This is a genomic window from Pseudomonas sp. SJZ103 (genome assembly GCF_007828335.1).
Taxonomy (GTDB): Bacteria; Pseudomonadota; Gammaproteobacteria; order Pseudomonadales; family Pseudomonadaceae; genus Aquipseudomonas.
This window is the reverse complement of sequence record NZ_VIUN01000001.1, coordinates 302,921-328,049: the sequence shown is the minus strand read 5'-3', so window position 1 is coordinate 328,049 and position 25,129 is coordinate 302,921. Positions and strand designations below refer to the sequence as shown.

Annotated in this window: 26 protein-coding genes and 1 riboswitch; of the genes, 11 read left to right on the top strand and 15 right to left on the bottom strand. The window is 60.8% G+C overall.

Going from position 1 to position 25,129, the window contains the following annotated elements:
• Positions 1-116 precede the first annotated feature (116 nt).
• The 4 genes from FBY10_RS01725 to FBY10_RS01710 are packed head-to-tail and all read left to right on the top strand — an operon-like array spanning position 117 to position 3,562.
• Positions 117-707: a paraquat-inducible protein A gene (locus FBY10_RS01725; protein WP_131698390.1), complete on the top strand. Its 591-nt coding sequence runs from the start codon at positions 117-119 to the stop codon at positions 705-707.
• The gene (locus tag FBY10_RS01720) at positions 704-1,348 is read left to right on the top strand and encodes a paraquat-inducible protein A (RefSeq protein ID WP_145335315.1); all 645 of its coding nucleotides are present in this window, start codon (positions 704-706) and stop codon (positions 1,346-1,348) included. The genes FBY10_RS01725 and FBY10_RS01720 overlap by 4 nt, the downstream gene beginning before the upstream one ends.
• The gene (locus FBY10_RS01715) at positions 1,329-2,984 is read left to right on the top strand and encodes an intermembrane transport protein PqiB (protein ID WP_145335317.1); all 1,656 of its coding nucleotides are present in this window, start codon (positions 1,329-1,331) and stop codon (positions 2,982-2,984) included. The genes FBY10_RS01720 and FBY10_RS01715 overlap by 20 nt, the downstream gene beginning before the upstream one ends.
• Positions 2,985-3,001: 17 nt before the next feature.
• Positions 3,002-3,562: a membrane integrity-associated transporter subunit PqiC gene (locus tag FBY10_RS01710; RefSeq protein ID WP_131698393.1), complete on the top strand. Its 561-nt coding sequence runs from the start codon at positions 3,002-3,004 to the stop codon at positions 3,560-3,562.
• Positions 3,563-3,574: 12 nt separating this feature from the next.
• On the opposite strand, the gene FBY10_RS01705 is transcribed toward FBY10_RS01710, so the two are convergent.
• From FBY10_RS01705 to FBY10_RS01685, 5 genes are all read right to left on the bottom strand, one after another.
• The gene (locus FBY10_RS01705; RefSeq protein ID WP_145335320.1) at positions 3,575-6,304 is read right to left on the bottom strand and encodes a LuxR C-terminal-related transcriptional regulator; all 2,730 of its coding nucleotides are present in this window, start codon (positions 6,302-6,304) and stop codon (positions 3,575-3,577) included.
• A 242-nt stretch (positions 6,305-6,546) separates the two neighbouring features.
• Complete coding sequence (locus FBY10_RS01700; RefSeq protein ID WP_131698395.1) at positions 6,547-7,911, bottom strand: DUF1329 domain-containing protein; 1,365 nt, start codon at positions 7,909-7,911, stop codon at positions 6,547-6,549.
• A gap of 29 nt (positions 7,912-7,940) precedes the next feature.
• A complete protein-coding gene (locus FBY10_RS01695) occupies positions 7,941-9,815 on the bottom strand; it encodes a DUF1302 domain-containing protein (protein ID WP_131698396.1) in 1,875 nt (624 codons plus the stop codon).
• 330 nt (positions 9,816-10,145) lie between these two features.
• Positions 10,146-11,828, bottom strand: coding sequence for a fatty acid--CoA ligase (locus FBY10_RS01690; protein ID WP_131698397.1), 1,683 nt, complete (start codon positions 11,826-11,828; stop codon positions 10,146-10,148).
• Positions 11,829-11,959: 131 nt separating this feature from the next.
• The gene (locus FBY10_RS01685) at positions 11,960-12,592 is read right to left on the bottom strand and encodes a LysE family translocator (RefSeq protein ID WP_131698398.1); all 633 of its coding nucleotides are present in this window, start codon (positions 12,590-12,592) and stop codon (positions 11,960-11,962) included.
• A gap of 84 nt (positions 12,593-12,676) precedes the next feature.
• Between FBY10_RS01685 and FBY10_RS01680 the strand changes: the two genes are divergently transcribed.
• The 3 genes from FBY10_RS01680 to FBY10_RS01670 all read left to right on the top strand — a co-directional run bounded on the left by FBY10_RS01680 (position 12,677) and on the right by FBY10_RS01670 (position 15,516).
• A complete protein-coding gene (locus FBY10_RS01680) occupies positions 12,677-13,642 on the top strand; it encodes a 2-hydroxyacid dehydrogenase (protein ID WP_145335322.1) in 966 nt (321 codons plus the stop codon).
• A gap of 30 nt (positions 13,643-13,672) precedes the next feature.
• Positions 13,673-14,671: a class I SAM-dependent methyltransferase gene (locus FBY10_RS01675; protein WP_145335324.1), complete on the top strand. Its 999-nt coding sequence runs from the start codon at positions 13,673-13,675 to the stop codon at positions 14,669-14,671.
• Positions 14,672-14,722: 51 nt separating this feature from the next.
• Positions 14,723-14,842: riboswitch (yybP-ykoY riboswitch) on the top strand.
• Between the two features lie 89 nt (positions 14,843-14,931).
• Positions 14,932-15,516 (top strand): TMEM165/GDT1 family protein, encoded by a 585-nt coding sequence (locus FBY10_RS01670; RefSeq protein ID WP_092487038.1) that lies wholly within the window; start codon positions 14,932-14,934, stop codon positions 15,514-15,516.
• Between the two features lie 81 nt (positions 15,517-15,597).
• On the opposite strand, the gene FBY10_RS01665 is transcribed toward FBY10_RS01670, so the two are convergent.
• From FBY10_RS01665 to FBY10_RS01650, 4 genes are all read right to left on the bottom strand, one after another.
• Complete coding sequence (locus tag FBY10_RS01665; protein WP_131698401.1) at positions 15,598-16,416, bottom strand: M48 family metallopeptidase; 819 nt, start codon at positions 16,414-16,416, stop codon at positions 15,598-15,600.
• Positions 16,417-16,566: 150 nt separating this feature from the next.
• Complete coding sequence (locus FBY10_RS01660; RefSeq protein WP_131698402.1) at positions 16,567-17,187, bottom strand: SOS response-associated peptidase; 621 nt, start codon at positions 17,185-17,187, stop codon at positions 16,567-16,569.
• A gap of 36 nt (positions 17,188-17,223) precedes the next feature.
• On the bottom strand, positions 17,224-17,484 hold the full coding sequence (locus tag FBY10_RS01655) for a putative signal transducing protein (RefSeq protein ID WP_131698403.1): 261 nt from the start codon (positions 17,482-17,484) through the stop codon (positions 17,224-17,226).
• 11 nt (positions 17,485-17,495) lie between these two features.
• Positions 17,496-17,678: a CPXCG motif-containing cysteine-rich protein gene (locus FBY10_RS01650; protein WP_027604787.1), complete on the bottom strand. Its 183-nt coding sequence runs from the start codon at positions 17,676-17,678 to the stop codon at positions 17,496-17,498.
• 133 nt (positions 17,679-17,811) lie between these two features.
• On the opposite strand from FBY10_RS01650, the gene FBY10_RS01645 reads away from it, so the two are divergent.
• Positions 17,812-18,975 carry a 1-acyl-sn-glycerol-3-phosphate acyltransferase gene (locus tag FBY10_RS01645; RefSeq protein WP_178116709.1) on the top strand — a complete coding sequence of 388 codons (1,164 nt, stop codon included), beginning with the start codon at positions 17,812-17,814 and terminating at the stop codon, positions 18,973-18,975.
• Positions 18,976-19,009: 34 nt separating this feature from the next.
• On the opposite strand, the gene FBY10_RS01640 is transcribed toward FBY10_RS01645, so the two are convergent.
• Positions 19,010-19,267 carry a hypothetical protein gene (locus FBY10_RS01640; protein ID WP_131698405.1) on the bottom strand — a complete coding sequence of 86 codons (258 nt, stop codon included), beginning with the start codon at positions 19,265-19,267 and terminating at the stop codon, positions 19,010-19,012.
• A 182-nt stretch (positions 19,268-19,449) separates the two neighbouring features.
• Here FBY10_RS01640 and FBY10_RS01635 point away from each other — a divergent pair, with 182 nt between their 5' ends.
• Positions 19,450-19,659, top strand: coding sequence for a hypothetical protein (locus FBY10_RS01635; protein WP_090409383.1), 210 nt, complete (start codon positions 19,450-19,452; stop codon positions 19,657-19,659).
• Positions 19,660-19,717: 58 nt separating this feature from the next.
• On the opposite strand, the gene FBY10_RS01630 is transcribed toward FBY10_RS01635, so the two are convergent.
• Positions 19,718-20,305, bottom strand: a complete 588-nt coding sequence (locus tag FBY10_RS01630) for a YajG family lipoprotein (RefSeq protein ID WP_131698406.1) — start codon at positions 20,303-20,305, stop codon at positions 19,718-19,720.
• A gap of 194 nt (positions 20,306-20,499) precedes the next feature.
• On the opposite strand from FBY10_RS01630, the gene FBY10_RS01625 reads away from it, so the two are divergent.
• Both FBY10_RS01625 and mqo read left to right on the top strand, forming a co-directional pair.
• Complete coding sequence (locus tag FBY10_RS01625) at positions 20,500-20,733, top strand: hypothetical protein (protein WP_145335326.1); 234 nt, start codon at positions 20,500-20,502, stop codon at positions 20,731-20,733.
• A gap of 729 nt (positions 20,734-21,462) precedes the next feature.
• Positions 21,463-22,989 (top strand): malate dehydrogenase (quinone), encoded by a 1,527-nt coding sequence (mqo, locus tag FBY10_RS01620; protein WP_131698408.1) that lies wholly within the window; start codon positions 21,463-21,465, stop codon positions 22,987-22,989.
• A gap of 130 nt (positions 22,990-23,119) precedes the next feature.
• Here mqo and FBY10_RS01615 read toward each other — a convergent pair whose 3' ends face one another.
• The 4 genes from FBY10_RS01615 to FBY10_RS01600 all read right to left on the bottom strand — a co-directional run bounded on the left by FBY10_RS01615 (position 23,120) and on the right by FBY10_RS01600 (position 25,089).
• The gene (locus FBY10_RS01615) at positions 23,120-23,407 is read right to left on the bottom strand and encodes a PA4642 family protein (RefSeq protein ID WP_145335328.1); all 288 of its coding nucleotides are present in this window, start codon (positions 23,405-23,407) and stop codon (positions 23,120-23,122) included.
• 132 nt (positions 23,408-23,539) lie between these two features.
• A complete protein-coding gene (locus FBY10_RS01610; protein ID WP_145335330.1) occupies positions 23,540-24,025 on the bottom strand; it encodes a hypothetical protein in 486 nt (161 codons plus the stop codon).
• Between the two features lie 35 nt (positions 24,026-24,060).
• Positions 24,061-24,528: a WbuC family cupin fold metalloprotein gene (locus FBY10_RS01605; RefSeq protein ID WP_131698411.1), complete on the bottom strand. Its 468-nt coding sequence runs from the start codon at positions 24,526-24,528 to the stop codon at positions 24,061-24,063.
• A 3-nt stretch (positions 24,529-24,531) separates the two neighbouring features.
• Positions 24,532-25,089, bottom strand: coding sequence for a hypoxanthine-guanine phosphoribosyltransferase (locus FBY10_RS01600; RefSeq protein ID WP_131698412.1), 558 nt, complete (start codon positions 25,087-25,089; stop codon positions 24,532-24,534).
• Positions 25,090-25,129: the final 40 nt, after the last annotated feature.

Sequence of the window (25,129 nt, the reverse complement as noted above, 5' to 3'; positions counted from 1 at the left end):
TCCGCACAGTATGGTTGACGAGGTGCCAGACCTGAAGAGCAGCGACTGCTAAGCTTGCCCACACCATCGAAAAACAACCCAGCCCCCCGCCACTGTGCCGCGTTGGAGCGATCTCCATGGCGAATCAACTGATCATCTGCGAGCACTGCGACTGTGTTTACGAAAAAGTCACGCTCGCCAGACATCAAAAAGCCCACTGCATACGGTGCGCTGGCGTACTCCAGCGCTACAACGGCCTGTCGGTGCAACAGCGCCTCGCCCTGACCCTGACGGCTGCGGTGCTGTGGACTTTCGCCAATTTCTATCCCGTGATGAGTATCAGCCTGCAAGGCCTGAAAAGCAGCGCCACGTTATGGGATTCGGTAGTAGCGCTGAGCCTGGGGCCGATCACCTTTATCGCGCTGGTGGCGGCCATTTCCATCATCATCGCGCCCGTGTTCCAGTTGCTGCTATTGACGTGGGTCTTGAGTTTCGCCCTCGCGGGCAAGCGCTCACCGGCGTTCCGGCTGTGCATGCGTTGGCTGGAGGCGCTCCGGCCCTGGAGCATGCTGGAGGTGTGCCTGCTCGGGGCAATGGTGGCGGTGTTCAAGCTGGCCGGCATGCTTGATGTGATACCCGGCACCGGCCTGTTTGCCCTGGCCGTGCTCAGCCTGTTGCTGATCCGCATTGCCGGACGTGATGTGCGCGACCTATGGGACACCGTATGAACACACCACCGACGGCCAGTGAGCTCGATCTGTGCCTCTGTCACAGCTGCGGATTGTCCTGCGACATGCGCGCCGGGCCGACCGAATGCGAACGCTGCGGTGCGCCCTTGCACCGGCGCAAGGTCAGTTCCCTGACACGCACCTGGGCCTACATGCTCACCGCGCTGGCGTTCTATGTGCCGGCCAACCTCCTGCCGGTGATGAACACCACCATGCTCGGCTCAGGGGCGGACAGCACCATCATGAGCGGGGTCCTGGAGTTCTGGCAGCATGGCGCGTGGGACATTGCGCTGATTATTTTCATCGCCAGCATCGCAGTGCCCGGCATCAAGTTTGTGTCCCTGACCCTGCTGCTGGTCACCGTGCAGCGCAATAGCCTTTGGGCACGCAAGGAACGTTCGAAGCTGTTCCGCTTCGTCGAACTGATTGGTTACTGGTCCATGCTGGATGTCATCGTGGTTGCGCTGGTGGCCGCACTGGTGAAGTTCCAGGCCCTGGGCACCATCGAGCCGCGCCTGGGCATCCTGTTTTTCGGCCTGGTGGTGGTGTTTACCATGCTGGCCGCCATGAGCTTCGATCCGAGGCTGATCTGGGAAAACCCGCACAACAAGGAGACCTCGGATGACGTCACATCCCACTGACACCCCCCAAGCCCTAGGGTCACCTGCGATCAAGACACGGCGCTTCAGCGTTTCGCTGGTGTGGATCGTGCCGATCGTCGCGGTGCTGGTGGGGATTTCGCTGGTGGTACACAGCGTCCTCCAGCAGGGCCCGACCATCACCCTCAATTTCAAGACCGGCAGCGGTTTGACCGCGAATAAAACCGAGGTCAAGTACCGCAACGTGGTGATCGGCCAGGTCACCGACGTCGCCTTGAGTGACGACCAGAAAAGCGTCAACGCCACCGTTCAACTGGCCAAGCAGGCCGAAAGCTTCACCCGCGCCGACTCGCAGTTCTGGGTGGTGCGCCCGCGTATCGGCGCCGGCGGTGTATCCGGCATCGACACCCTGCTCTCCGGCGACTACATCGGTGCCGACATCGGCCAATCGGAGACACGTGCCAAGCAGTTCAAAGGCCTGGAAAACCCGCCGCCCATCACCTACGGCGAACCGGGCAAGCGTTTCACGCTGCACACGCAGACCCTTGGTTCGCTGGATATCGGCTCACCGGTGTACTACCGCAAAATCGAGGTCGGCCAGGTGGTGGCCTACGAGCTGGATGCCGAAGGCAAGGGTGTCAATGTCGAGGTGTTCGTGCATGCGCCCAATGATGCCTATGTCACCGAAAACACGCGTTTCTGGAATGCCAGCGGGGTTGACCTGAGCGTGGGCGCCAATGGCTTTGCGCTGAAGACCGAATCGCTCTCGTCCATGCTGGTCGGTGGCATCGCCTTTCGGGCGCCGCCGTACAGCCCGAACGACAAACCGGCCGACGAAGCACGTACCTTTGAGCTCTTCGACGATCAAGACAGCGCCCTCGCCCCACCCAGCGGCGAGGGCCAATACATGGTCCTGCGATTCGACCAGGCATTGCGCGGGCTCAAGGTCGGTGCGCCAGTGGAATTCCTCGGTGTCGAGTTTGGCAAAGTGGTGTCGATCAACCTGGACTTCGATGCTAATAAACGCAGCTTCCCACTCAACGTCGGCATCGTGATCTATCCACAGTTGCTCGGGCAGGCCCACACCAAGCTGCTCAAGGTCATGAACCATAATCCCAACGACGAGGCCGCCGGCGTACGTCTGATCGGTTCGTTCATCGAAAATGGCCTGCGCGCCCAGGCGCGCAGCGGAAATCTGCTGACCGGCCAGTTATACATCGCGCTGGACTTTTACCCGAAAGCCGAGAAGGTCAAATTTGACCCCAGCCTGCGCCCAGTCGCCATTCCAACCATTCCCGGCAACCTGGAGCAGTTGCAGGAAAAACTCGAGAGCATCGTCAACAAGATCAACCAACTGCCGATCGAACGCATTGCCGGCAACCTCGACAGCAACCTGGTCGAGCTGCGCAAAGGCCTGACCCAATTCAACGCCAAAACCCTGCCCGGCGTTCAGAACACCCTGGCTGACGTGAGCAAGACGCTGCAATCGGCCAGCTCGACCCTGGCCGAGGATTCACCGCAGCGCGAGCAGCTGACCCAGACCCTGGATGAACTGGGCCGTATGTCGCGCTCGCTGCGCGAACTGTCGGACTACCTGGGCCGTCACCCGGAATCGCTGATACGCGGTCGCCCCGACAACGCCGCGCCCCTGGACCTGCAAGGACCTCCGCGCAAATGACCCCTGGAGCAAGCGCCATGACGTTTCCGTTGAAAATCACCTTGATCGGCATGTTCATGTTGCTGGCGGCGTGCAGCAGTACTCCGATTACCTTTCATACGCTGACCCCGGCGCACTGGAATACGGCCACTGGAGCCGACGCAGGCACCCTCCGGATTGAAAGCATCACCGTTCCACCCCAGGTCGACCGACCGCAGATTGTGATCCGCCAGGGCGACAGTGGCGTGGCGATCCTGGAAACCCAGTGGTGGGCCGCGAGCCTCGCGGATGAGTTGAGGAGTGCGCTGGTGGACCAACTGGCCAACAGCAAACCTCGGCAATCGATGTTGCTGCGTCTTGAAGTACAGCGCTTTGACTCCGTACCCGGCCAGTACGCGCTGCTCGACGTCAAATGGCGCCTACGCCCGGCCGGCGGCACCGAGCGCCCGCCGCTGACCTGCCGGACCACATTGCAGTCGCCCGCCGGGCCGAGCATCGATGACGTGGTGCTCGCCCATCAAAACAATATCAAGCGCTTTGCCGCTCAGGTCAGGCAGGCGGTCGACAGGTCAGCCGGCCAGTGCCCGACGGCACCGTAAACCGCCCAGCACTTACGCCAGCAAGCCCATCGCCTTGGCTCGCGCCACGGCCTGGGTGCGCCGCTCCACCCCAAGTTTGCTGTTGATGTGGCTGGCGTGGGTCTTGACGGTGTGCAGGGAGATAAACAGCTGGTTGCTGATCTCCTGGTTAGAGCAGCCTTGGGCGATCAGTTGCAAGACCGCCAGCTCGCGCGTGCTCAGGGTTTCGTGGCTGGTCGTGACCTCGGGCGTCACAACCGCCGGGAGAAGTGCGAGCAGCCTCTGGTGCAGCGGACCTTGCGGGTCTTTGCCCAATTGCTCGCGCATCCAGTCCGGATACCCGTCCAACAAGCGTTGGAACGGCTGTAACGCGCCCCCGGCGCCCGCCTCAAACGCCTGGGCCAGCACCGGCCGCGCCCTGGCTTCCTGACCGCACTCGAGCAGCAACTGGGCCTGCTGGGTCAGCGCCATCAGAGCAATCATCTGGCGCCCGCTGTTGCGGGCCTGTTGCGCCAATTCTTCAAGCCGCTCCAGCGCCGCCTGGGGCTGATGGCGCACGGCATCGAGGGCGGCTTGTTGCAGCCCGATATGTTGCGGCAGGTGCGGGTGGAATTCCGGTGCAGCGGCGGCTTTTTCGCCGTTGTAGGTCTGGCCCAGCCGCGTCAGCCAGGCATCCGCCAGGTCGGTGCGGCCTTGGGCCAGCCACAGTTCGCATTTGATCAGGGTAATCATCGCCAGGTAGTAGATCGGCGGCACATCCCAGATATGCATCAAACGCTCGGCTTCGGCGAGTTCGGCGAAGGCTCTGGGAAAGTCATGGCGCCGCCCTTCGAAGCTGGCGATCACGCAATGGCCGATCAGCACGCTGATATCGCGACAGGCCCGCGCCTCGGCCACGCCCGCGCGCAGGTGGGCGATGCCGGCTTCGGACTGGTTACGCACCAACAGCAAGTAGCCTTCGTAGAGCGACAGCCGCGCACGCACCGCATACAGTCGCTGCGGTGCCAGGCCGTGCAGGCGCTGCTGACCCTGGCGCACCTCATCGAGGGCGCGCAGGATTTCGCCACGGGCCTGTAACACCCGTGCACGGTCGTAATGGGCCAGGGCTTCGAACAATGGGTTGCCGACGCGCTGCGCCAGTTCCAGGGATTCACGGTTCAGGCCACGGGCGCGCCACAAATCGCCATCGGCGATGGCCAGGTTGGACAGGGTCGACAGGCACACCAGGCGCTGGCCGTAACGCCGTTGCGGCAGGCTTTCCAACGCCTCGCTGCAATAGCGCTGAGTCAACTCACGCTCACCTCGGCCGCGGGCGATAATCCCGCTCAGCGCCAGCCACTGGGCCAGCATCGAGCGCTGTGCAGTGGCCGAGGGCGCCGGCAGGAAGCGACTGAGGTACGCGGATAACTCCTCCGCCGCATCCAACTGGCAGGCCAACCCCAATGCCCAGCTGTACAGCACAATCAGACGCGGCGTGCTGATCAGCAGGCTGTCGGGCAAGTCCATTTTCCAGCGCAGCAACATGCCGACATTCTGCTCGGCCAGCAGTTGTTCTTCGGACAGGTTCTGTACCAGGTTGGCCGCCACGTCGAGGTGCCCGGCGCGCAATGCTTGCTCCACCGCCTCGTCGATCAAGCCCTGGGCGTTGAACCAACGGCACGCGCGCAGGTGCAGGCTGGCGGCCGGCAATACATTGCTGCTCGCGCGGCGGGTGCGCAGCAGGTCGGAGAACAAATGGTGATAACGGTACCAATGCCCCTGTTCGTCCAAGGGCACCAGGAACACCTGGTGGGCTTGCAGGTAACGCAGGATCTCGGCGCTGTCATGAGCTTCGCGCACGGCATCGCACAACTCGCTGCAAAAACGGTCCTGGGGCGCGGTGTCGAACAGGAACGCTTGCACTTCGGGTGGCAGGCAGTCGATCACTTCTTCCAGCAGGTAATCGCGGATCAGCCCTTCCCCACCGTGCAGGCTTTGCGGCAGGGCGTCCTCGTTGCCGGCTTCGGAGGCCGCCAGCAACCAAAAGCGCAGGCCGGCCACCCAGCCTTCGCTGCGGCGGATGAGGTTGTCGAGGGCTTCACCACTCAAGGAGTTGCTGTGGCGATCCAGCAAGGCCTGGGATTCGGCATGGGTCAGGCGCAGGTCTTGCTCGTGCAACTCCAGCAAATGCCGTGACAACCGCAAGCGCGCCAGATGCCAGTCCGGGCGCTGGCGGCTGGTGACCAGCAGCACCAGGCCATCGGGCAAATGGTTGAGGAAAAACTGCAGGCAACGGTCCAGCACCGGTCCCTGGGCCAGATGGTAGTCATCCAGCACCAGCAATAAAGGCGCACGGGTCGACAGGTGCACGGTCAGCTCATCGAGCAGACCATCGAGCCATTCTTCAAATGCAAAGGGTTGGTGCCGCTGGCGCATTTTCAGCAGGCCCAGGGATTGGGTGCCGAGTGACGGGAAGTAGTGCTGCAACCCTTCGAGCAGACGCTCAAGAAAACGCCCGGGCTCGTTGTCCCGGGGGCTCAGGCCCAGCCACAGGCTTTGCCAGTGAGCCGGCAGGCCCTGGCAGAACTCCACCGCCAACGAACTCTTGCCGAACCCAGCCGGTGCGCTGACCAGCAGCAACCGCCCTTCCAGGCCGGCGCTCAGCCGTTCACACAGCCGCGGGCGCAGCACGTAGCCGTCGGGTAGAGGAGGCCTGTAGAAGCGGCCTTCCAGGGTCGGGATTACCGCACTGGCGGGCCCTTGGATTCGGGACAGATCAGTCATCGCCGGGCTCTTGTAGAAGGCTGTTGTCGGCATTGCAGATGACCGCAGACTAGCGGTAAAAGCGGCGAGTTTGTAGATCTTTGCAACATTTGCCTGAAAAAGAACTGAGACAAGAAATATCGCCACAAACAAAAAGTGGGAGGGGGCTTGCTCCCGATAGAGGCGGATCAGTCAATGCATGCGCTGACTGTCACATCGCTATCGGGGGCAAGCCCCCTCCCATATTGAGGCGCTAGTGGAATTTAGCGAACACCTTCCTGGCGCAGGGCCGCTGGGGTGAAGTCGCTGGTGGTGGCGGTGAAGCCGAAGTCATAGGCCTGTTTCTCTTCGTTCTTCATGCCCAGTGCCAGGTAACGGCCGGACTGCAGGTCGTAGAGGGTTTCGAGGGCGTACCACGGTACTTGCTTGTCGTAGTAGTTCTCGGCATGGGCCTCGGCAACGCGCCACAGTTGGCCACGGCCGTCGTAGTGGTCGATCACTGCGGCTTGCCAGGTGTCTTCGTCGATGTAAAAGTCACGCTTGGCATAGATATGGCGCTGGCCTTCCTTCAAGGTGGCGACCACGTGCCAGACACGGCGCAGCTCGTAGCGTGTCAGGTCCTGGTTGATGTGGCCGGCCTTGATGATGTCGGCGTACTTGAGCTTCGGATCGTCGATCTTGTAGCTGTTGGAGGCGATGTAGATTTCCTTCTTGCCTTCCAGTTTCCAGTCGTAGCGGTCCGGCGCACCGTTGTACATGTCGAGGTTGTCGGAGGTCCGCAGGCCATCGGCGGCGGTACCCGGCCCGTCATAGGACACTTGCGGTGCCCGGCGCACACGGCGCTGGCCGGCGTTGTAGACCCACGCCGAACGCGGCTCCTTCACCTGGTCCAGGGTTTCGTGCACCAGCAGCACACCACCGGCCAGACGTGCCGGAGCGGTCACTTGCTGCTTGAAGTAGAACAGGATGTTGCCTGGGTTTTTCGGGTCGAAGTCCTTCATCTTGTCGCGGAACACGAACTGGTCGCGGAAGTACACCAGGCTGTAGGAACCGTTGGTTTGCGGCGTGGCCTGGGTCACCAGACGAGTCACGCTGCCACCGCGATAACGGGTGATGTGGTTCCAGATCACTTCCACACCGCTTTTCGGGATAGGGAACGGTATGGCGGTTTCGAAGTTCTCCAGGCCGTTGCCGCCAGACACCAGGTTGGTGGTGGTGGCGTTCTTCTTGATGGATGCGAACACATCGGCCGGCACGGTAGCGCCGCGATGAGTTGGGTAGACCGGCATCTTGAAGGTTTCCGGGTAACGCTTGAACATCGCGTACTGCCCCGGTGCCAGCTTGTCTTTGTACTGCTCGACGTTCTGCGCGGTGATGGTGAACTGCGGCTGCTCACTGGCGTAAGGGTTGGCGAGGAAACCTTTGGCATCCACGGCGCCGGCGTTGGTCGGCATCGGCGACCATTTCGGGATGGTGCCGGCGGCGTTACCGGCCATTTCCGCACCCATCGGTGTCAGGGTCGTGCCCAGCTTGGCGGCTTCATCCGCCGACACTGCCGCCATGACATTGCTCGCCAGGATCGACAGTCCAAGCACACCCACGTGCAACAGACTTTTGGTTATTTTCATGTTCTGGTCTTCCTGAAAATACAGTGTGCTTAGAAGTTCGCGCCGAAGCTCAGGGCGACGAAGTCGCGGTCACTCGAGGTATTGAAGTCGCCCCCAAAGAAGTTGGTATAGGCAAGGCTCGCTGTGTAGGTGTTCTGATACTCAGCATCCAACCCCAGGCTCACCGCTTTGCGACCCTCTTCAAAGTTGCCACCAGGACCTGGCGAATAACCGCTCACGTCATGGGACCACGCCACGTTGGGTTTGAGATTCACACCGGCAAAGACATCCGGGTATTCCCAGATTGCGCGGCCACGGTAGCCCCAGGAAGTGGAGGTGGTGAAGCCATCATTGTTGCAGTTAGCCGTACGGTTGCTGGCATCGGCACCAGGACCGGCACCGGTGATCGTGCCGGAGTTAAGCGTTGCACAGAGAGCACCTTGTCCAGGGCCGTACACAGGGTCACGCCCGTAACGCGCTTTGTCGCGGCTTTCCAAGCCCCCCACATGCGTCACGCCCACTTCGCCGACCAGCGTAAGACGACTGGCACCCATGACCTGATCGAAAAAGTGCGTGAAGGTTGTCTGGAACTGAGTGATTTCCTTACGGCGATAGCCGTTCAGGTCCGTGTCGGCAGCACCCTTGAGCGGAGAAGCAGCGCCCAGACCAATCAGCGGCGTGACGCCCGCGTAGAGGATGTCAGTGGTATTGAGTTGCACCGGAGCGTTTGGTCGGTAGCTGAGTTCTCCGCTCCATGCCGTGCCGGTAGGTAACGTCGTGGAGAAGCTCAAGCCATAAAGGCGGATATCCTCTGGGTACTCGACAAAGTAGCTGGAGTTACCCGCGACAATGAGCGGACGCAGGCCCACCGCCGGCGTAGGTGTCAGAGAGTTGGCCGCTGCATAAGTCGCAGCCGACGCCCCCCGCGCACTGAAAATCGGAGCCCGGCTGTGATAGTTCATGAAGTAGGCGCCGAACTCGGTGTCCAGCGGTTCGTAGTTATAGTGAAACGCCACGCCGAATTGACCACTGTCGCGCGCATCACGATCAGGCCCACGCTTGACCAGCACGCCCTCTTCGTTAACGTTGACCCCAAAGTTGTTCAGCAGCGGTAACGCGCCAGGCTGAGTCGCGAGGAACGAACGTTTGCTGAGCAGTCGGAGGTTGTCCGTACAGCCATCGGAAATAACATCAGGCTGAGAGAAGAACGTCCCGCAGTTATCCGTAACGGTCTGGTCCCATTCCAACTGATAAAACGCTTCTGCCGACAAGTTATCGGTCAGGGTTTGCGACACATAGAACATGTTGACCGGAATCAAGCCTTCCTTGATTTCGGCACCCGGACGACGGAATGCGGACACGTCGATCGGGTTGACGGAGTTGATGCCGCCGCCGATGAAGGTGCTTTCACCCCAGCTCACTACCTGCTTGCCGAACCGCACGTTGCCGGGCTGATCGGCAATGGAATAGTTGTGGTAGATAAACGCATCAAGAATCTGCCCACCAGAAGACTTGGCGCCCTCTTTGCGGTTGTTATCGCTGATGTCCTTGAACTCACGGCTTTCATCCTTGAGTTCGAAGTCATACCAGTACTTGCCGCGCACAAACACACCGGTATCGCCGTACTTCAGTTCCAGATCGTGGATACCCTTGAATATCTTCGAAAACGTTTCCCCACGCTTGAAGTTCAAGTGGCCGTCATCGGAGGTCTGGGACAATCCCTTGCCACCATTGTTGACGCCAATGAGGTCACGGTTGGGCTTGGCTGTCGACCAGCTCGCCCCCACAGACAGCGACGAGTCAAAACTCCCTTCGATTTCACCGATATTGAAACTGACGCCGAATGCGGGCCCGGCGAGCGTAGAGGCGAGACTGACGGCCAGGGGCAGTCTTGCCCGGCGCCAGAACTGGTTTACTGAGGTCATCGACGCTACTCCATGTGCATTATTGTTATGGCAGTGAGTTCTTTCTGTGATGCTTGTAACGGCCGGAATACAACGATTCCAATGCCGCCTGGCAACTGAACCTCCATGGCCCGAAGCGACGCATCCTTGAAAAACTCTGGGTGGGACTATAGCCAGCAGGGGGTACCGCTTGATCCCTCTAAAGTGTGATTTGCATCACCAACCCGTCTGCCACAGTCCTTTCGCCATGTCGGCGAAGGCCGACGCGGCAAGGATGGCTGAAAATTGGCAAATCACAAGTGAAGGCGCGAGATAGAGCATCGCCGTGCCACGAGGGCACGGCAAATCAGCTCAGAGGGTGGACAGGAAGGTGCTGTTGTTGGCCTGCCATTCAATGATGTCAACGCGGATACGTTTTTTGTCGAGCTTGCCGACACTGGTCTTGGGAATTTCCGTAACAACGGCAATCTGGCTCGGAATCGCCCACTTGCTCAAATGGCCCAATTCGACAAAAGGCTTGAGATGTTCCTTGAGCTCGCGAGCCCCAATCTCATGGCCATCACGCACCACCAACAACGCAAACGGGCGCTCGCCCCACTGCGGGTCGGCGATGCCCACCACCGCTACTTCGCGTACCGCCGGGTGACGGCTTACCAAGTCTTCGAGGGCCAGGGAGGAGATCCACTCGCCGCCGGTCTTGATCACATCCTTGATGCGGTCGCGAATATCGATCACGCCAAATGCATCGAGGGTGGCCACGTCGCCCGTGTGCATCCAGCCGCCCGCCCACAGCTCAGCGCCCTTCTGCGGCTCGTTGTAATAACCCTCGGTCAGCCACGGCGCGCGCAGGACCAACTCGCCCTGGGACTCGCCGTCGGCGGGCAGAAAGTTACCCTCAGCGTCCATGATCGCCGCCTCCACCAATGGCCCAGGCACACCGGCCTTGATGCGGTAGGTGATGCGCTCGTCCTCGGTGCCGGCCATCAGTTCTTCGTTGAGGTGGGCGCAGGACACCAGCGGACCGGTCTCGGACATGCCGTACGCGGCGGTCAGTTGAATCCCACGAGCCTTTGCCGCCTCATACAGCGTACGGTTGAGGGCGCTGCCACCGATGACGATTTTCCAACCGCCAAAATCCACGCCTTGGGCGGCCTTGGCGTTGAGCACCATTTGCAGGATGGTCGGCACGCAGTGGGAGAAGGTGACCTTCTCCTTGCGCCACAGCTCCACCAGGTATTCCGGGTCGTAGCGGCCGGGGTAGACCTGTTTCAGGCCGAGCATGGTCGCCACATACGGCAGGCCCCAGGCATGCACGTGGAACATCGGCGTGATCGGCATGTACACGTCGTTGGTGCCCAGCAGGCGCACGCTGTCGACGCTGCCCATGATGGTCGCCACGCCGATGGTGTGCAGCACCAGCTGGCGATGGGTGAAGTACACGCCCTTGGGGTTACCGGTGGTGCCGGTGGTGTAGAAGGTGGTGGCGACGGAGTGTTCGTCGAAGTCCTGGAAGTCGTACTTCGGGCTGGCGGCAGCCAACAGGGTTTCATACTCACCCACCAGGTTGGGCAGCTCGGCGGTCTTGGCTTCGCCGTCAGTGAGCAGCAGGGTCTTGTCGACGGTGGTGAGCTGCCCGGCAATGGCCTGGTAGAGCCCCACGAACTCGCTGTTGACCAGTACGAAGCGGTCCTCGGCGTGGTTCATGGTGTAGAGAATCTGTTCCGGCGACAGGCGCACGTTGATGGTGTGGATTACCGCGCCGATCATCGGGATGGCGAACATGCATTCCAGGTAACGATGACTGTCCCAATCCATCACCGCCACCGTGTCACCGGCCTTGACCCCGGCTTCGGTGAGCACGTTAGCCAAGCGCGCGACCCGCTCGATCAAGGTCGGGTAGGTGTAGCGCAGCTTGTCGCGGTAGACGATTTCCCGGGTCTTCTCGTAACGGGTACCGGACATCAACAGGCGCTTGATCAACAGCGGGTATTGATACGCACCTTCGGCGGGCGGAATAACACGGGTCTGCAACATACGAATCCCTTTTATGACTGCACGGTCTTGGCTTGAAGACCTGCACTGTAGAGAGGTTATGTTTCAGCTAAATCAGCCAAAGGAATGATTTGCAGACCGCCGCAAATGCTAGCTTTGCGCCAGCATCCGCCCTATTTCACGCTGGTAAACGCCAACTTCACCCCAATCGCAATCAACACCGCTCCCATGGTCCGATCAAACCAATGCCCCATCCGCGCAAAACCCGCGCGCACGCGTTGCTGGCTGAACAGCATGGCCACCAGGCAGAACCACAACGCCGTCGCCACCGCCAGGTACACGCCGTAACCGGCCTGGATCGCCAGCGGCGTGTGCGGGTTGATCACCACGGTGAACAGCGACAGGAAGAACAACGTCGCCTTGGGGTTCAGGCCGTTGGTGACGAAGCCTGCGGTAAACGCGCCACGCGGGGTACGCTCGCCCGCTTCGCGGTGCAACTCGCCCTCGGCGGCAGGCTTGGCTGGTTTGGCGCGCAGGGCCTTGAAGCCGATGTACAGCAGGTAGGCGGCGGCCGCCCATTTCAGTGCGTTGAACAACACGATGGACTGGGACACGATCAGGCCGATGCCGAGCAACGAATAGCCCACGTGCAGGAAAATCGCCGAGCCCACGCCCAACGCAGTCCAGGTTCCGGCGCGGCGGCCGTGGGTCACACTCTCGCGCACTACCACCGCGAAATCCGGGCCGGGGCTGGCCACCGCCAGCAAGTGAATCAGGGCTACGGTCAAAAACTCGGCGGCGTACATACTCACTCCATTAAGTAACGGATTATTTCATCTGATAGGCTCGGCAGATTACGCCTTCGAACCCTGTCGCAAAAGGTACAGTTGATGACGAACAATCGCCGCGCCGTCTTCCTTGATCACCCCTCCCTGGATCTGGGCGACCTCGACCTCAGCGAGTTGCGGGACAGTTTCAGCGACTTGCAGCTGTTGACGGGCACCACGCCGCAGAATGTGGTCGAGCGCCTGCAAGGCGCGCAGGTGGCGATCAGTAACAAAATCCCACTCAATCGCGAAACCCTGGCGGCCTGCCCGGAACTCAAGTTGATCTTGGTTTCGGCCACCGGCACCAACAACATTGACCTGGAAGCCGCCCGCGCCCATGGCATCACCGTGAGCAACTGCCAGGGCTACGGCACACCGTCGGTGGCGCAGCACACGATCATGCTGTTGCTCAACCTGGCGACGCGGCTGAAGGACTATCAGCGGGATGTGACTGCCGGCAAATGGCAGGAGGCCAAGCAGTTCTGCCTGCTGGACCACCCGATTGTCGAGCTGGAAGGCAAGACCCTCGGCCTGCTGGGCCATGGCGAGTTGGGCAGTGCCGTGGCGCGCCTGGCCGAAGCCTTCGGGATGCGCGTGCTACTCGGCGCGATTCCCGGGCGCCCTGCCCGTGCCGACCGCGTGCCGCTGGATGAATTGCTGGCGCAGGTGGACGCACTCACCTTGCACTGCCCGCTCAATGAACACACCCGTGACCTCATCAGCGCCCGTGAATTGGCGCTGCTCAAGCCCGGCGCGTTTATCGTCAACACCGCCCGTGGTGGTTTGATCAACGAACAAGCCCTGGTCGATGCCTTGCGCAGCGGCCACTTGGGCGGCGCAGCGACCGATGTGCTGAGTGTTGAGCCTCCGGTCAATGGCAACCCGTTGCTGGCCGGCGATATTCCTCGATTGATCGTCACGCCCCACAATGCCTGGGGCAGCCGTGAAGCGCGCCAGCGTATCGTCGGCCAACTGGCAGAAAACGCCCGGGGCTTTTTCAGCGGCGCCCCGCTGCGCGTCGTCAGTTGATAAACTGCGCCCCTTTTCAAGGAGCAGACCATGGATCCGCGCAGTGAAGTACTGCTTCGTCAGGCCGAACTTTTTCAAGGCAACCTGCTGCTGGTGGGCTTGCCCGCCGATGACCTGCTGGGTCGGCTGCCCAACGCCCACGGCTGGTGCTGGCATGCCGGCGACCAGGCGGCGCTCGAAGCACGCTTCCCGGAGCGCAGCCAATTCGGCGTGAACGTGCCCGAGCGTGGGTTTGATGCGGCAGTGATCTTCCTGCCCAAATCCAAGGACCTCACCGACTACCTGCTCAACGCCGTGGCAGCGCGACTGCCCGGCGCCGAGCTGTTCCTGGTGGGGGAGAAAAAAGGCGGTATCGAAAGTGCCGCCAAACAGATGATTCCCTTCGGCAAACCACGCAAGCTCGACAGCGCGCGGCATTGCCAGCTGTGGCAAATCACCGTGGCCAACGCGCCGCAAGCGGTCGAGCTGGAGAGCCTGGCGCAGGTGTTTGAGGTGCCCCTGGCGGAGGGACCGCTGAAGGTGGTGAGCCTGCCGGGCGTGTTCAGCCACGGCCGTCTGGATCGCGGCACCGAGTTATTGCTGGAGCACTTGGACAAACTGCCGAGCGGCCATTTGCTCGACTTCGGTTGCGGCGCTGGTGTACTGGGGGCGGCGGTCAAACGTCGCTACCCGCACAATACCGTGACGATGCTGGATGTGGATGCTTTCGCCGCCGCCAGCAGCCGCTTGACCCTGGCCGCCAACGGCCTGGAAGCGGAGGTATTGACCGGTGACGGCATCGACGCCGCGCCGATGGGGTTGAATGCAATCTTGAGCAACCCACCGTTCCATGTCGGCGTGCACACCGACTATTTCGCCACCGAGAACCTGCTGCGAAAAGCGGCGAAACATCTGGCAAAAGGTGGCGAACTTCGCCTGGTTGCCAACAGTTTCCTGAAATACCAGCCGTTGATCGAGGAGCACCTGGGCGTGTGTGCAGTCAAGGCCGAGGGCAATGGTTTTCGCATCTACCGCGCCAAGCGAGGCTGATGGCTATTTGAAAAAGAAGGCTTGCCGAATGGATTTTGCCTAGGCAGAATCCGCTCCGTCCTAGGGGAGTAGTCTCCCACGAGCGCCACGCTCGTCCGGCATACGTCAACATACTTGGTCAACAGGCCATGGCGTATGCGACCCAGGAGTCCGCACAGACGGACCGGGGTTTGACAAGACCTATGACACGCACACCTTACCCGGGGCGGGAAGGCTGTACGTGTCATAGCCGTGTCGACCCGCCCCTGGAAGCCTACCTGATGCTGGATTCATTACTCGTTCCTACCGCAATCGTTGCCTTGGCCGAAATCGGCGACAAGACGCAACTGCTCGCGCTCATCCTTGCCGCACGCTTTCGCAAGCCCTGGCCGATCATCGCCGGCATCGTTGCCGCGACCCTGGCCAACCATGCGGCGGCCGGTGCCGTGGGGGCCTGGTTCGGAAGTTTCTTCTCGGATGCGGTATTGCACTGGATTCTCGCGGCCAGCTTCTGCGCCACCGCGCTGTGGACCCTGGTGCCAGATAAACTCGACGATGACGAAGCCAGCACCTCCCGCAAGTTCGGGCCGTTCCTGACCACACTGATTGCATTCTTCCTGGCGGAAATCGGGGACAAGACCCAGATCGCCACGGTGATGCTGGCGGCGCAATATCCGGAGCTGTGGCTGGTAATTATCGGCACCACCCTGGGCATGCTGATTGCCAACGTACCGGTGGTTCTGGCGGGGAATTTTGCGGCGGAGAAACTGCCGCTGACGTTGATTCGTCGACTGGCGGCTACGGCGTTTTTTGTCCTGGCCATCGTGGCGGTGTACAAGGCCATGCAGAGCAGTGGCTGGATCTAGCTGCAAGCTTCAAGCCTCAAGTTGCAGGAAGAAGCAGTGCTTTTTCTTGCAGCTTGAGGCTTGCTACTTGTAGTTGAAGTCTTAGGACTTCTTGGCCTTCTGGTAGAGCGGCATCACCTTCGGAATCGCCGCCTGCAACGAGGCGATCCGGCTGTCGGAGGCCGGGTGAGTGCTCATGAATTCAGGCGGCGCGCCTTCCGAAGCCTTGGCCATCTTGTTCCACAGCGTGATGGCCGCGTTCGGGTTGTAGCCGGCGCGAGCCGCCAGTTCCAGACCGATCAGGTCCGCTTCGTTTTCATTGCTGCGGCTGTTGGGCAAGGTCATGCCGTAGTTGGCCACGGTATCGGCCAGCGCCAGGCTGTCCTGGCCCAGGCCGAACAGCGCACCGGCGCCCTGCTTGGCCATCTCGATGCCGTAGGCCTTGGACATGGCTTCGCGGCCGTGCTCACGCAAGGCGTGGGCGATTTCATGGCCCATCACCGCAGCCAGTTCATCATCGGTGAGCTTGAGGTTGTCGATCAACGCGCTGTACACGAAAATCTTGCCGCCAGGCCCGCAGTTGGCGTTCATCTCATCGCTCTTGATCAGGTTCACTTCCCACTTCCACTGCGCCGCATCCGGGCGGAAGGTGGGCGCCTGGGCGATCAGGCGATTGGCGATCGCCTGCACGCGCTTGGCATTGGCGCTGGTCTTGTCCAGCTGGCCTTTGCTACTGGCCTCGCCCAGGGTCTGCTGGTAGGACTGGGCGTACATCTGGTCGACTTCCTGGCTCGACAGCATGCTGAACATATACTGCTTGCGCTCAACCCCGACGGCGCCGCCGCTGGTGGTGTTGACCGACTGACACCCGGCCAGCAGCATCGCCGCAGCCAATACACTTACCGCCAATGATTTCTTCATCAATACACTCTCCCTGAAAAGACGCCCTGAAAACATGGCGCGTATCGTAGGCGCTCATTTGTATCGGCGCCAGATACACCAGACGCGTAACCGATGAATTTCGGATACATCTCACACATCCGACAATTCAGCGAGCAATCGGCCTCAGGCTCAGGCCGGGGTCAGGCACTCCGGCCCGTTGAGCTTGGGATCATTGACCATGTTGGCCAGGACCCGCTCGCGCAACGCGACCGGCTCACTGGCCAACAAGCCTTGCAACACATGCAAGGGCGTCTCGGGATCGAGCCAGGCGGCTTGCCCCGCCGCATCCAGAATCAACGGCCGGCGCTGACTCTGGGCGGCCTGGGTCACCACTGCCGTGCTCAGCCACACCTGCTCCTGCACCGGGTATGCCTCCCAGATCGCGGCAAAAAACAAGGTGGAGCCCTCCCCCGGCGTCAGCCAGTACGGGCGTTTGCGCTGGGTGCCGCGCCATTCATAGAAACCGTTGGCCGGCAGCAGGCAACGGCGCTGGCGAAACGCTTCGCGAAACATCGGTTGTTCGGCCAGGGTTTCGGCACGGGCATGGGCCGGCGTGCGGGAAAGGTCCGTCAGCCAGGGCGGCGTCAGGCCCCAGCGCGCCCGGGCCAGGGTGCGCTGGCCTTCGTTCTGGCGCTGGATCAGCACCGAATCATTCGGGGAGATGTTCCACTGGGCCTGCTGGTCGGCCGGGAAGCCAGGCAAGGCAGCAAAGGTAGGGTTCCAGCGAAACAGGGCATAACGTCCACACATGGGCTAACACGACTCTTGGGTAAACCGACCGACAGCCTAACAGACCAATACGTCAGGGAAGCTGTCGGGTTCATCGCCGGGCAGGGGTTGCGCGCCGATATAGGCGGTAATCAGCTCGCGGGCTTCAGCCGCCCGGTCGTTAGCCACTTCCAGCCCCAGCAGGCCAAAGATCGGCAACTCCCCCGTACCGCCGAGCAAATGGCGCCCTACCAGGTGCGCCTCGATGCCCTCGCTGGCAAGCATTTGTTGCAGCAGCTCGCCTTCCATCAGGTTTTCCGGTTCGTAGATTCGCTGCATGGGCGTACCTGTTATTCGTTTTCACTGCGGGTTTCGAGCATCCACTCTTCACCATGGACCTGCAGGTTGAAAATAATCGGTCGGCAACACACCTGACAGTCTTCTATGTACGTCTGATCACCGCCGGATAGATCCACCGCGGTCTCTACCGCTTCACCACAATAAGGACAATCGTACAGCGCAGTTTCCAGCATCGCAGTCTCCCAAGTGACTTGTGCGTATAATCGCCGGTCTATTTACAGGGCTATTTTCCGGCCGGGTCAATTACCTGGGCCACACCCTGGTATTTCCTTTACTTACCCTAGCCGTTTCTAACAAGAGAGCATGATGGGCGAATTCGATACCATCCGACCTTACAACGACAGCGAAGTCCCGGCAGTGCTGGCACGGCTGTTCAGTGACAAGGCCTTTCTGGACATCCTGACCCACTTCCGCTTCCCGCGCTTTGCCGGCACTCTTGGCTGGCTGCTCAAGCCGATGATCGCGCGCAAACTGCGCCGTGAGTTCGCCGGTGTCACCACCGTGGCCACGCTGCAGGACAAAGTCGAGTATTACGTCGACCACACCATTGACCGGGCGACCGACGGCGTGACCTATACCGGCGTGGAACAGCTCAAATCGGGCACTGCCTATGTGTTTCTGGCCAACCATCGCGACATCGTGATGGATCCGGCCTTTGTCAACTATGCCGTCTACCACGCCGGCCTGCCGACGCCACGCATCGCCATCGGCGACAACCTGCTGCAAAAGCCATTTGTCAGCGACCTGATGCGCCTGAACAAGAGCTTCATCGTGCACCGCTCGATCACCGGGCGAAAGGAGAAAATGGCGGCGTTCAACCTGCTGTCGGCCTACATCAACCATTCGATCCGCAACGACTGCCAGTCGATCTGGATCGCCCAGGCCGAAGGCCGCGCCAAGGATGGGGATGACCGCACCGAGTCGGCGATTCTCAAGATGTTCCATGTCAGCCGCAAGGACGAGCCGTTTGCTGAGGTGATCCAGTCACTTAACCTGACGCCGGTGTCCATCAGCTACGAGTACGACCCGTGCGATGCCGCCAAAGCACGTGAGCTGTATATTCGCGCCACCACCGGCACCTACGTCAAGGCACCGGGCGAAGATGACGTCAGTATTGCCCTGGGCATCACTGGCTACAAAGGCCGTGTACATATCAACTTTGCACCGCCGATTACCGAGCGCTTCGAAGACACCAAAGTGCTGGCCGTGGAAATGGATCGGCAGATTCTCGGCGGCTATCGGCTGTTCCCGGTGCACTACCTGGCCTACGCCCAATGGAGCGATGCCGACCCGCAGTTGCAGGTGCCAAAGGCGGCCGACGTGTTCCCGGCGGACGAACTGGCCAAGGCAAAGGCAGAGTGGGAGCGGCGCCTGAGCGAATGCCCGGCCGAGCACCGGCCGTTCCTGGTGGTGCAATACGCGACGCCAGTGCGCAATCAGTATCGGGTCAAGGCTGGAATCCCGCTGTAACCACCGATCAAAAAAATGTGGGAGCGGCGGTTTTTTAGATTCGGGTGCTGAGCCAGGAAATAGCCAGCGCCAACCCAAGGCAGGCGAACCCAATGCGGTAAGCCACACGATTCGCCCGCTCGGTGCGCACATCCAGGAACAGCATGGGCTGGTCAATTGCGCGCTCTTCACTTTGCGCAGCCAGATCAGCCATGGCGCGTTGCTGGCGCAGGCGGGTGATGAACAGCAGCGCTGCGCCTGGGCAGGCCACCAATAAAGCCACAACATTGATCAACAGTGCGGGCAGCGCCATCGCAAACCTCGGGTGAAACGGTGTCTGGGTATCGGTCAGATATCAACCTGAACGGTAGTGGCAGCCAGCGCCAAACCGCTCCCTCTCCCATGGACGGCTAATGTATCCAGTAATTTACGGCGTCACCTGAACGTCACCTTAACAAGCCACTCTGTTGCCCTTCGAACATTCAGGAGCTTGTCATGCTGCACGCGCACAACCAGGATCGGCTGTATCTGATAGCCCCAAGCGACGAGCAAGAGGCGCTGATCGGCGGCCTCGCGTTCAACGTGCAGGACCGCCACTGGCTGGTGTATTGCGCCCTTGGCGGGCACCAGCATGCGGACTTGCCGGAGGCCGATCTGTTGACGGGGGTGAGCATGCTGGACTTTTGTATCGACACGGCCGCGTGAAACTGAAGGCATAAAAAAACCGGACTCATCGCTGAGCCCGGTTTTTTTGTTTGAGCGGTTACTGCGCGCTGAGCAATGAACCGATGCTTGGGTCCTTGAACAGGCGGGTCAAGGCGTCACTCAGGACGTCGCTGACCAGCTTGGTGTTGGTTTCCTGGTTAGGCGACATGCCGAAACGCTGGTTTAGCGAAGCACCGTAACGGCCGCTGTAGCGACGAGTGCCGGCGGTGACGTCGGACTTGAAGGTGGCGCCAATGGACGCCTCGGTCACGTAAAGACCGTCTTTAGGCGACTGATACTTCAATTCGGCCAGGGTGATCGTCAACTGCGGAGCGCCCGGCGCGTTGGGGCTGGGGGTGAACCCCAGCAGGCGCACAGCTGCTTCGGCCTGGGCTTGCAGCTTGGGCAGCACGTCTTGAGCGTTCACCGACACCAGGGCGGTTTCCGGGTACAGGCCACCGCGCGAACCGAGTGTCGGCGAAGGACGACCGTCCACCACCCGTACCGACACCGGCTGGCCGTGGCCCACCGGGGCCAGTTGCGTGGTGATTTTCGGTTCCGGGCTCAGTTGCTGCGGGCTGTTGGCGCAGCCAACCAGGGTCAAGCTGGTCACAGTGATCAAACCGAACAACAGGCGTTGCAACATGCGCTTCTCTCCAGAAATCAGGTACCGACAGGCGGGCAGTATAGCGGGGCGCGCCCGCAGGGAACTAGCGTCAGTTACAACCTATGACCGGGCGCCCCGGCGGCGGTTCGTTGTCACCGATATGTAATAGCCGTTACATCCGCTCGTCATCCCCGACGGGCATGCTTGGCCCCAATCTTAGGAGGTCTATCGCCATGCATTTTCTCTGGTCGCTGTTTACGCGCAAGCCCGCCCTTCGCCAGTTTGCCCTGCTCGATGCGCAAGGCCGTTGCCAGGCCTTCAAAGAGTGCTGCCAGCCTCCCGTCGGCGAAGGCTGGGTGGAAATCGAAGAAATTCGCCTGAGCTGGATGCATCATCCATTGCCGGCCCGCGCCCGTGTAAGCCCACGCCAGGCGCGGTCGTCCCGCCACCAGGCGTTGGCCGCCTGACCGAACGCCTAATAAAAGTCATAAAACACGTCCATTTCCCTGACGTTCTTCGCTACAATCTCCCCCCGATTATAAGGACGTCTCCTGATCGGGCCTCGCAGCATCGTTAATGCCTCGGTATTAACCCCCAAGAATCGCCCACAGAGAGCCGCCCACACAGATCGAGTGAAGCTGGCGCGCTTGCTGTTTCCTTTGCAAACCACCCGCCTTTACCGAATCTGCCAGAGCTGCCATTGCGCTCGGCCACTTGAGTTGTTTGCCCGTTTTGCCGCGTGTCGGCAGAGGTTTGCGGGCCAGGTGCCAGGCCGGGGTAGCCCTTTTTTGAGGTTCACGTCTTCAAAAGAGCGTGAAAAAAACGGGTTTTCACAACTTCACAAGAGTGTGGCGAGCAAATGAATAGTTTGGCGTTTGTACAAGCACCATCAGCGTCTGGAACAGCCCAACCACACAGGCCCGAGTACTCCGCAAACACCGGAGCTTGAGCCTGTCCGCTACGGATTGATTGCACGAATCGCACGCTTTGACCATAAGTCGAATTGCCACAGCCGCCCATGAATGCGTTCATAGGCAGATCAGGCCGGGCAGGAAGCGTGCGCTGAAGTTGCAAAGAATTGCGAAACGGACATGGCGATCCTGGCCATGGGTACCCTGGGGCAACACGTGAACCGCCCCGTCACTCCTGGCAGCCATGCCGTCAATTTGGTGCTGCAGATTTTGGAGACGCGTTAAATGGCGCATAACGAAGCAGTCGACGTAGTACTGGTAGGGGCCGGCATCATGAGTGCCACCCTGGCCGTACTGCTCAAAGAGCTCGACCCCGGCCTCAAGCTGGAAGTCGTTGAGCTGATGGACTCGGGTGCCGCGGAGAGTTCCAACCCGTGGAACAACGCCGGTACCGGCCACGCCGGGCTGTGTGAGCTGAACTACACGCCCCAGGCCGCCGATGGCTCCATCGACATCAAGAAAGCCGTACACATCAACACCCAGTTCGAGGTGTCGAAGCAGTTCTGGGCCTACCTGACCAAGAAGGGCACCTTTGGCTCGTCCAAGTCCTTTATCAGCCCGGTGCCGCACCTGAGCTTCGTGCAGGGCGAAAAAGGCGTGGAGTTCCTCAGGAAGCGCTTTGAAACCCTCAGCCAGCACCATGCGTTCTCGGACATGCACTACACCGAAGACCGCAACGAGATGGCCGAGTGGATGCCACTGATGATGCCGGGCCGCCCGCTTGACGAAAAAATCGCGGCCACCCGCGTGATGAACGGCACCGACGTCAACTTCGGCGCCCTGACCAACCAGTTGCTCGCTCACCTGACCAGCTCCCCGGACGCCCAGGTCAAGTACAGCAAGCGCGTGACCGGCCTCAAGCGTAACGGTGCGGGCTGGACCGTGAGCATCAAGGACGTCAACAGCGGCAACAGCCGCGAAGTGGACGCCAAGTTCGTGTTCCTCGGCGCCGGTGGCGCGGCCCTGCCGCTGCTGCAAGCCTCGGGTATCGAAGAAAGCAAAGGGTTTGGCGGTTTCCCGGTCAGCGGCCAGTGGTTGCGTTGCGACAACCCGGAAGTGGTCAAGCACCACCAGGCCAAGGTCTACAGCCAGGCTGCCGTGGGCTCGCCGCCGATGTCCGTGCCGCACCTGGACACCCGCGTAGTCGACGGCAAGAAATCCCTGCTGTTCGGGCCATACGCCGGCTTCACCACCAAGTTCCTCAAGCACGGCTCGTTCCTCGACCTGCCTCTGTCGGTTCGCGCCGGCAACATCGGCCCGATGCTTGCTGTGGCCCGCGATAACATGGACCTGACCAAGTACCTGGTCAGCGAAGTGATGCAATCGATGGAGCAGCGCCTGGAATCCCTGCGTCGTTTCTACCCGGAAGCCAAAGCTGAAGACTGGCGCCTGGAAGTGGCCGGCCAACGGGTGCAGATCATCAAGAAGGACCCGAAGAAAGGCGGCGTGCTGCAATTTGGCACCGAGCTGGTCGCGGCCAAGGACGGTTCACTGGCAGCGCTGCTGGGTGCCTCCCCAGGCGCTTCGGTGACGGTGTCGATCATGCTGGACCTGATCGAGCGTTGCTTCCCGCAGAAAGCTGCCGGTGAGTGGGCGACCAAGCTGCACGAGATCTTCCCGGCTCGGGAGAAGGTCCTGGAGACTGATGCTGAGCTGTATCGCAAGATCAACGCGCAGAACAACATCAGCCTGGAGCTGGTTGAACCTGCCGCCGAGACCGATAGGAGCGAGCTTGCTCGCGAAGATCGTTAACGCTAACGCCGCGCATCTGGTTTAACGCGGCGTTCTCTGGTTTTTCGCGAGCAAGCTCGCTCCTACAGTAAAAAGCAAAAACGCCCCGTTCTCGCGATGAGAACGGGGCGTTTTTTATGGCCAGGAAGCATCAGCCGCGGGCGTTGTCGATCAGCTCGATGTACTCGGCGGCGTTACGCTGGTCCTTGATCAGGTCGACGAAGGTCTGGCCGTGCTCATCCTTGCCATCCAGGTCCAAACCGGCTTCCTTGAAGAAAACCAGGAAGCGCTCGAAGTCGTCGATACGCAGGCCACGGTAGGCCTTGATCAGTTTGTGCAAGGACGGGGAAATCGCGTCAACCGGCTCGAAGTCCAGGAACAACTTGATCTGATCGTCGCCGATCTCGTCACCAATCACCTGTTTCTTATCTTTACGCATTACCGACTCCAGCCAGCAGACATTTACACGGGGTTTGAAGTCTACCTGTGCAACACAGGCTTCGAAAGCGCTCGAGGACCAATGCGGGACGGGACTTGCCCCCATCCCACACTTGGATCTTCAGTGTTTTTGCTATTTGCTACGAACAGCACCGGTATGCAAATCCGCCCAGATATGCCCGTTGGCGTAACTGAGGAACTGCACATACACCGTGTCATTGCGCAGCAAGTCGACAATCACTCGGTACTGGGCCACCGGGTACGACAGGATCAAGGTTTTACTCTTCTCATCGTATGCCGGCTTTTTCAGGCTTTTGCTTTCGGCATCGAAGTTGAGCACCACCTGGTTGATGGTCGCGCCCTTGTTCAGGGACTTGCCCTTGAGGCGGATCATCAGCGGTGAGGTCACGGGGATCGGTTGCTGGTTGGATTGACGTTGGTTGCCCACCACCACGGTGTACTCGGTGACTTGCAGCAACTGCTGCTGGTCAGGCGCCTCGGCGCGCAGGGCAAGGTCGTCGGCCGGCAGGAATTGGTTGTGCATCGGTGCAGGAGCAGCCGCCAGGGGCAAACTGACGGTCAACGCCAGGGCGGCGCAGGTGCGTATCAACAGGCTCATGGGCCGCTCCGCAAGAGGTGGCCCAGCACTGTAGCTCAATCGAACTGGGCAAGCATCCAGCGTTGATACTCGGCCACGTTGGCGTCGCCTTCGCGGGGCGCCCAATCGGCCAGTTCGCCCTCGCCCACCGGCCGATAAGGCCCGGCCTTGCACTCGAACATCACCGTGTCGGGCGCGAGCACCACCAGGCCATGAAACACGCCAGGCGGCAGGTCGACGCCCGAGCATTCGCCGCCGGCCTGCATCACCCGCTTGGCGAGCACCTCGCCGGTATCGCTGAACACCAGCAAGCCCAAGCGCCCCTGGAGGACCAGCAAGGTTTCCGCCTTGTCAGCGCTCAAGTGCCGATGTGGCGGCACATACGTGTTGGGCTGCAGACCCACGGCCAGGCGATGGCACGGCTCTTCCATTTGATGGAAGTTGTGATGATGCCGACCACGCGGGCTGGCGCCCGCTTTCTCGGCCAGCTCGGCAAACAGCGTCTGATCAAGAAAGCGCGTCATACGTTACATACCTTTGACGGCGTAGATTCCATTGGCGTTGCGCCAGTAGCCTTTGTAATCCATACCGTAACCGAAGATGTAGCGATCGATGCATGGCAAGCCGACGAAATCGGCTTTCAACTCGGGACGGGCCTTGCGGTCGTGGTCTTTGTCGATCAGCACGGCGGTGTGCACTTTGCGTGCGCCAGCGTGTTTGCAGAAGTCGATGATCGCACCCAGGGTGTGGCCCTCATCGAGGATGTCGTCGATGATCAACACGTCGCGGTCGATAAACGAGACTTCCGGCTTGGCTTTCCAGAACAGGTCGCCGCCGGTGGTTTCGTTGCGATAGCGAGTGGCGTGCAGGTAAGACGCTTCCAACGGGAATTGCAGGTGAGTCAGCAATTTGCCGGCGAAAATCAGGCCACCGTTCATCACGCAGAAGACCACCGGGTTGGTGTCGGCCATTTCGCGGGTGATGTGTGCGCCAACCTTGGCGATCGCTGCTTCGACTTGCGCTTCGGTGTACAGGCAGTCAGCCTCGCGCATGATTTGACGGATATGCTCGAGATCAGCGGACATGGCGCTCTCCAAGGGGTGCTGTGGCAAGAAAAGCGGGCAA